Genomic DNA, 7710 nt, shown 5'->3' with positions numbered 1-7710 from the left:
CAAAGGCTCCATCGACGTCAAGGCCACCGACCGCACCCTGGTGATCAGCGCTGAACGGCGCTCTGGCGTCGAGGTCGGCGATCCCGCCGCCCTGATCAGCGAGATCCGCTACGGCACCTGGAGCCGCAGCTTCCGCTTCCCCAGCGGCATCAACCGCGATGGCCTCGAGGCCCACTACCGCGACGGCGTGCTCAGCGTCACCGCTCCCAAGGCCCAAACGATGACCACGGTGCAAGTGCAGGTGGAAAGCTGAGCGCCACACCCGTCAGGAGACACGAGAGAGAAGAGAACCCTCCCAGGCCCGGCCCAGCGCCGGGCTTTTTTTTGCAATGCTGGCTTCGACAACTGGTGGTGCTGAAGCCGCTCAGCGGGTTGCCAATCCCACCAACCAAAGCAGGATGAAACGGAATCGGTCTGGCAGACGATGGACCTAGAACCGGTAAACCAAATGGACCCAACATTGCTGGCCATCGCCTCGGAGCTGCCTTGATCTCCTGGTTCAACCGTTGGCCGGAGCGACAGGCTCGCCTCGCCCGCTGGGGCCTTCTGCTCGCCTGGCTTGGCCTGATCGCCCTGTTGCTGAAGCCGGAACTCGGCCCCGCCTACGGCTCCATCGTCTGCCGGGAGTCGACCATCTGCCGTCCCGGCATCGGCAACGACCTCTTCTGGAATATCGGCCTGCCGCTGGTGATCCTGGTGGTGTACCTCAGCCATGAACTGTGGCGGCGCATCTGCCCGCTGTCATTTGTCTCCCAGCTGTTCCGGGCCCTGGGCTGGCAGCGCACGGTGCTGAACCGCGCCGGCAAACCCCAGGTGGCGGCCATCTCGGAGTCGTCCTGGCTCGCACGCCATCACATCCAGCTGCAGTGGGGTCTGCTGATCGCCGGCCTGAGCCTGCGGCTGCTGATCGCCAACAGCAACGGACTGGTCCTGGCCCTGCTGTTTGCTGCCTCCCTGCTGGCCGCCCTGATCAGCGGCTGGGCCTACGGCGGCAAAACCTTCTGCCAATACCTCTGTCCGTTCGCTCCGGCCCAGCAGATCCTCAGCGGACCGCGCAGCCTGCTCAGCTCCCAGGCCCACCTCGGCGGCAGCAGCAAGACGACCCAGTCGATGTGCCGCACGGTTGGAGCCCAGGGCCAGGACATCAGCACCTGCGTGGCCTGCGCCAAACCCTGCTTCGACATCGACGCCGAACGCACCTACTGGCAGAGCCTGAGCGGCAAGCGGGGCATGGCCTGGGCCTGGTACTCCTATCCAGGCCTAATCCTGGCGTTCTTTCTGCTGATCCAGAGCTACGCCCCGGCCGGGGCCAGCGACCATGGAATCGATTACCTGACGAGCAATCTGTTCACCTACGACGGCCGCCTGGCGGCCATGGCCTGGCAATCACTGCTGCCGGCGGGCTGGCCCCAGCTGCCGCGGATCCTGGCCATCCCGGCCCTGCTCAGCGCGGGGGGTGTGGCATCGGAACGGCTGTTCGACCAGATCGAACGGCTGCAACGACACCAGCTCCGGGCCGCCGCCCCTGAGCTGGCAAAGGAACGGGCGATCCACCGCACCCGGCTGCTGGCCACCTTCGCGGCAATCAACATCTACTTTTACTTCAAGCGAAATTTGTTTGACAGCGGCGACAGCCTGGGGTGGGTGGAGCTGCAGCTGCTCATAGTGGCGATCAGCTCCGTTTGGCTCTATCGCAGCTGGGATCGCGACCGCAGCCTCTACGAACGGGAGAACACCAGCACCAGCCTGCGCAAACGCCTGGCCAAGCTCGGGGCGATTACAACCCCTGCTGGCCGGGCGCCAACTGGAGGATCTCAGCCCGGGTGAGGTGTTCGTACTGGCCAACGCCCTGCCGGTGCAGGAAACATCCCAGCGCCAGAGCATCTATCTCGATGTGCTGCGGGATCTGCTCAGCTCGGGGCGCCTGGATCGCACCGCCTCCCTCAAGACCCTGGCCGACCTGCGCACCAGCCTGAGGCTCGCTGATGCCGACCACCAAAGCGCCCTCGAGATCCTCACCAGCGAAGACCCACGGCTGACCAGCCTGAGCCCCGAAGATCTGGCCGGCCTGAACCTCTGCCGCAACGCTGCCGCCCAGGAGATCGAAGATCTGCTGCTGCTGAGCGGATCCACGGTGCTGCACCTCGACCGCCTCGATGCCTACGGCCGCGGGCGGCTCAACCGCATCCAGATCGAGAGTGGTCTCGATGACGACAGCTGGGCCCAGCTGCTGAACGAATTTGGCCCCGGATCCCAATTCAGCGAACGGCAGCTCAGCCAGCGATTGCAGCTCGTGAACCAGGCCATGGCCCGCAGGCAGAGCCTGGCCGAACTGAGCCGGCGGCTGCCCCTGGCCGCGCCGCTGGTGCTCAGCCTCGACCGCCAGATCGCCCGTTTCCTCCCCGACCTGGTAGCCCTGATCCGCAGCGGCCTTACTGCCCCAGGGGAGCAACGGCCCGATGAAGACTGCCTGGCCCTGCTGCGCAGCCTCTCACCCAACGTGCTGGCCTGCCTCGCCAGTGAGGATGACACCACCACGGCAATCACCGCCTGGCTCGATGGGATCGAAACGAAATTAGCCAGGATCTCCCCCCTGCCGGAAGCGACCGAGGTGCTTGAGGGGCTCTGGCTCGATACCGACCCAAGCGTGGCGCTCTGGGCCCTGATGGTGCTGCGCCAGGTGGATAGCAGGCAGGCCGAACGACTACTTCAAACGCCCCGCACCGGGCTGCCGTCCAGCAAGACGCTGAAGGGCTTTCTTGAGGGTGAACAGCTGGCGAGCATCGAGATCCTTGCCGCGATCGCCGACCAGCCCCTGATCCAGCGCCTCGAACCCGGCGCCCTAGTGGGCCTAGATCGCCTCTGCAACCTGCGGCAGTGGCGCCAGGGAGATCCGGTCGAGCGCCCTGCCGGTGGGGTACTAATTCTTCTCGCTGGCAGCTGCGAGCAACGCCAGAGCCTGGTGCCGGGGTCAGCGCCAAAAACAATCGCCGAACATGGCAGCGGCACGATCGTGGGGCTGGCCGATTATTTCGGGGAGCCCAAGAGCGGCTCCCAGGCCAGGCTTGTAGCCAGCCCGGATGGCTGTAGCGCCCTGGTGTTCAGCCGCACAGGCTTCGGCAACCTGCTCGACGTCTCGCCGATCTTTGAGCAGTCGCTGATCCGCGAACTGGCGATCAGCTGCGAATCCCTGCAGCGCTCGTTGCAGGCAGAACGGCAGCAGCAACAGCACCAGCGCATGCGGCGCATGAGCACCGAAAGTTGACCGGAGCGTTGGCGGCCCTCCCTAGAGTTGCTTCCATCGCCAGATGTCCCATGACAGCCAGCGCAACGGTCAGCGGTATCCCCGTCTCCGCGACTCCGCGCCTGAGCCTGCAGTGCGAGCCGATCGGGCCCGACACCACCGCGATCCGCTCACTCGACTGGGACCGCAGCCGCTTCGACATTGAGTTTGGCCTGCGCAACGGCACCACCTACAACAGCTTCCTGGTGCGGGGCGAGCGCACCACCCTGATCGATACCAGCCATCTCAAATTTGCAAGCACCTGGCTGCCCCTACTCCAGGAACAGATCGACCCCAAAGCGATCGATAACCTGATCGTTTCCCACACCGAGCCCGACCACTCCGGCCTGATCGGCCACCTGCTCGACCTCAACCCCGAGCTAGAGATCGTGGCCTCCAAGGTGGCGATCGCCTATCTGGCCGACCAGCTGCACCGGCCCTTCAAAAGCCGGGCCGTCAAGAGCGGCGAGCAGCTCGATCTGGGCACCAATCCCGCAAGCGGCGTTCAACACCGCTTCGAATTCCTGAGCGCGCCAAACCTGCACTGGCCAGACACGATCTTTTCCTTTGACCACGGCACCGGCACTCTCTACACCTGCGATGCCTTCGGCCTGCACTACTGCTCCGAGGAGCTGTTCGACACCGACCCCGGCGCCATCGCCCCCGATTTTCGCTTCTATTACGACTGCCTGATGGGCCCCAATGCCCGCAGCGTGCTGCAGGCGCTCAAGCGCATGGACGGCCTGCCGCCGATCAGCACCATCGCCGTGGGCCACGGCCCCCTGCTGCGCCACCACCTGGGCCTCTGGCTCGATGACTACCGCACTTGGAGCAGCGAGCGCAGCACGGGCGAGGCCTACGCCGCGGTTTGCTATGTGAGCCAGTACGGCTTCTGCGACCGGCTCAGCCAGGCGATCGCCCGCGGCATCGGCAAGGCCGGCGCCGCCGTGCAGCTGGTGGATCTGCGCGCCAGCGACGCCCAGGAGCTCTCCGCCCTGATCGGTGAGGCCAGTGCCGTAGTGGTGCCCACCTGGCCCGCCAGCGCCGATGCCGAGCTGCAGGCCTCGATCGGCACCCTGCTGGCGGCCCTCAAAACCAAGCAGTGGGTGGGCTGCTACGACGCCTTCGGCGGCGACGATGAGCCGATCGACACGGTCGCCAGCCAGCTGCGCGGCCTCGGCCAGAAAACCGCCTTTGAACCCCTGCGCGTGCGCCAGGTGCCGGGCGGCAATGACTACCAGCGCTGCGAGGAGGCCGGCACCGACCTGGGCCAGCTGCTCACCAAGGAAAAGACCATCGCGGCGATGAAGGCCCTCGATGCCGACCTCGACAAGGCCCTCGGCCGCCTCGCCGGCGGGCTGTACGTGGTGACGGCCCGGCAGGAGACCGCCGAGGGGACGCGCAGCTCGGCCATGGTGGCCAGCTGGGTGAGTCAGGCCAGCTTTGAGCCCCCCGGCCTAACGGTGGCGGTGGCCAAGGACCGGGCGATCGAAGCCCTGCTGCAGGTGGACGATCGCTTCGTGCTCAACATCCTGCGGGAGGACAACCACCAGGAGCTGCTGCGCCATTTCCTCAAGCGCTTCCCGCCCGGCGCCGACCGCTTCGCCGGGGTGAGCACCCTCGAGGGCGCCGCCACCGGCGGACCGGTACTCGGCGATGCCCTGGCCTACCTGGGCTGCCGCGTGGTGCAGCGGCTCGAAGGCCCCGACCACTGGATCATCTACGCCGAGGTGGAGCAGGGCAACGTGGCCGACACCGAGGCCAGCACCGCCGTGCACCGCCGCAAAGTGGGGAACCACTACTGATGGGCAGTCCTGCCGACCCCAGCAGCGCGCGCCGCGTCATCCAGCTGCCCCTGGAACCGGGGCTGATCTGCCTCAAGGGGCTCAGCCCCAGCCGGCTGCGCTTCGAGGTGGAATACGGCCTGGAGCGGGGCACGACTGCAAACAGCTTCCTGTTCACAGCTGGGCCCTTGCTGGTGCACCCGCCCGGGGCCTCCTTTGCCGAACCCTTCCTGGCCGAGCTGGCGACCCTGGTGCCCGCCGATGCAGCCTTGAAGGTCGTGGTCGGCCACGTCAACCCCAACCGGGTGGCCCTGCTGCGCCAGCTGGCGAGCCGCTGGCCCCAGCTGCAACTGGTGAGCTCCAACCCCGGCGCCCGCCTGCTGGCGGAGCTCTGGAGCCAGCAGAAACCCAGCCCCGCCGGCAGCGAGCTGGCCCAGGTTCCGATCCCACCCCTGCCGCCGATTGAGGTGGTCAAACAGGAAACCAGCAGCAGATTGGCCGATGGCCACGCCCTGCGGCTGATCCCGACACCCACCCCGCGCTGGCCCGATGGCCTGATGGTCTTCGAGGAAACAGGCGGCCTGCTGATCAGCGGCAAGTTCTTCGCCGCCCACCTCTGCAGCGAGAGCTTCGCCGAGGCCAACCGCAGCAGCACCGAAGAAGACCGCCGCTACTTCTACGACTGCCTGATGGCACCAATGGCCCGCCAGGTGGAGGCGGTGGTTGAGCGCATCGAAGAGCTCGACCTGCGCACCATTGCCCCCGGCCATGGCCCGGCGATCAGCGAGAGCTGGCGCAGCCTGCTGCGGGACTACCACCGCTGGGGCGCAACCCAGGAGCGCTCGCGCCTGTCGGTGGCCCTGCTGTTCGCCAGCGCCTACGGGAACACCGCCGCCATCGCCGATGGGCTGGCCCAGGGGGTGGCTCGCACCGGCGTGCGGGTGGAGAGCATCAATTGCGAATTCAGTGAGCCCGACCAGCTGCTCGCCGCCATCCGCAGCTGTGACGCGATCCTGATCGGCTCGCCCACCCTGGGCGGCCATGCCCCCACCCCGATTGTTTCGGCCCTGGGCACGGTGCTGGCCGAAGGCGACCGGGCCAAACCGGTGGGGGTCTTCGGCAGTTTCGGCTGGAGCGGCGAAGCCCTCGATCTGCTCGAGAGCAAGCTGCGTGATGGCGGCTTCCAGTTCGCCTTTGATCCGATCAAGGTGAAGTTCAGCCCCGATGCGGCCAGCCTCAAAGCCATCGAGGAAACGGGCACCGCCCTGGGCCGCCGCCTGCTCAACGAGCAACGGCAGAGCCTGAAGCGCAGTGCGGCAGGCGGCCTCAGCGACAGCCGCAGCAACCCGGCCGTGCAGGCCCTGGGCCGGGTGGTGGGCTCCCTCTGCGTGCTCACCACCAGCAAAGGGGAGGGCCAGAGCCGCCTGGGCGGAGCCATGGTGGCCAGCTGGGTGAGCCAGGCCAGCTTCACGCCCCCTGGGCTCACCGTGGCGGTGGCGAAAGACAGGTCGGTGGAGACCCTGCTCCACAGCGGCGATCACTTCGCCCTCAACGTGCTGGCGGCCGGCCGCGAATCAGGACCAATGAAGCAGTTCCTCAAGCCCTTTGCCCCCGGCGCCGATCGTTTCGCCGGCCTCAACCTGGAGCAGAGCCCGGGGGGGCAACCGATCCTGCCGGAGGCCCTCGCCTGGCTGGAGGCCACGGTGCGGCAGCGGATGGAATGTGGCGACCACTGGCTGCTCTATGCCGAAGTGATCCGGGGAGGCGTCCTCGATGCCAGCGCCAGCACGGCCGTGCACCAGCGCCGCAGCGGCGCCAACTACTAACGGGTACCAACTACTGACAGGCCTCCTGGGCCCCGCTGGGTAGGGCTTGCTCCATCCTCGGCCATACTTCGATCACTGCCCAGGGCATGGATGGGTCGCCGTTTGTCCATATCGCTCTCCCTCCTATTGGCGGGTGGGGTTCTTGCAGGGTGTAACGGTTCCCAAAATCCGCCCCAATCTGATCTGGCGCTCCTGCCCAGACAGATCTCCGCCATCGGGCGGATTGAGCCCCTCGGAGGCATCAGCAAGGTCTCCGTTCCAAGCTCGCTGATCAACGATCCCGTCCGTGAAATCCTGATTCAAGAGGGAGATCGCGTCGAGGCCGGGCAACCCCTGGCCATCCTCGAAAGCATTGATCCCCTCAGTGCCACGGTGCGTAAATCCGAGGCTTCCTTGCAGGTTGCCCAACGCAAACTCTCAGCCCAGGAAAGCGTGATCCGGCGCTACCGCGCCGACCTGGGCCAGGCCGAGGCGGAAGCACGCCGAGCCCGGGAGTTGTTTGCCTCTGGAGCCACTAGCGCAAACAGAATGGAGGCTCAAGTAGCAGAAGCCGAGAGCGCCAGCGCCCAGCTCGAGCAGGCGATCGCCGATCGGGCAACCCTGGATGCCGAACTTGTCGAGAGCCGGGCCAGCCTGGCGAAAGACCGCAGTGAACTGGCCAAGGCCACCATACGGGCACCCTATGCCGGCACTATCTTCAAAATCAATGCGCGCGCCGGCGACAAAGTTGGAGACTCAGGGCTTGTCGAGATGGGAAACACCAAACAAATGGGGGTGATCGCTGAGGTTTATCAAACGGACCTACCAGAAATACGTT

At 66.4% G+C, this 7710-nt stretch carries 5 protein-coding genes and 1 pseudogene; all 6 read left to right on the top strand.

What is annotated here, in order from left to right; all coding sequences use genetic code 11:
• A partial coding sequence (locus KBZ07_RS13310; RefSeq protein ID WP_254932063.1) for an Hsp20/alpha crystallin family protein occupies window positions 1–253 on the top strand: 253 nt, incomplete at its 5' end.
• Between the two features lie 233 nt (window positions 254–486).
• Complete coding sequence (locus tag KBZ07_RS13305) at window positions 487–1827, top strand: 4Fe-4S binding protein (RefSeq protein WP_254932062.1); 1341 nt, start codon at window positions 487–489, stop codon at window positions 1825–1827.
• 1 nt (window position 1828) lies between these two features.
• Window positions 1829–3265 carry a hypothetical protein gene (locus KBZ07_RS13300; RefSeq protein WP_254932061.1) on the top strand — a complete coding sequence of 479 codons (1437 nt, stop codon included), beginning with the start codon at window positions 1829–1831 and terminating at the stop codon, window positions 3263–3265.
• 50 nt (window positions 3266–3315) lie between these two features.
• Complete coding sequence (locus KBZ07_RS13295; protein ID WP_254932060.1) at window positions 3316–5088, top strand: diflavin flavoprotein; 1773 nt, start codon at window positions 3316–3318, stop codon at window positions 5086–5088.
• Window positions 5088–6893: a diflavin flavoprotein gene (locus KBZ07_RS13290; protein WP_254932059.1), complete on the top strand. Its 1806-nt coding sequence runs from the start codon at window positions 5088–5090 to the stop codon at window positions 6891–6893. The genes KBZ07_RS13295 and KBZ07_RS13290 overlap by 1 nt, the downstream gene beginning before the upstream one ends.
• A 90-nt stretch (window positions 6894–6983) precedes the next feature.
• Window positions 6984–7710, top strand: a pseudogene (locus tag KBZ07_RS13285) (efflux RND transporter periplasmic adaptor subunit); the annotation flags it as partial.

This window comes from Cyanobium sp. BA20m-14 (genome assembly GCF_024346295.1).
This window is presented reverse-complemented; position numbering and strand designations above follow the sequence as displayed.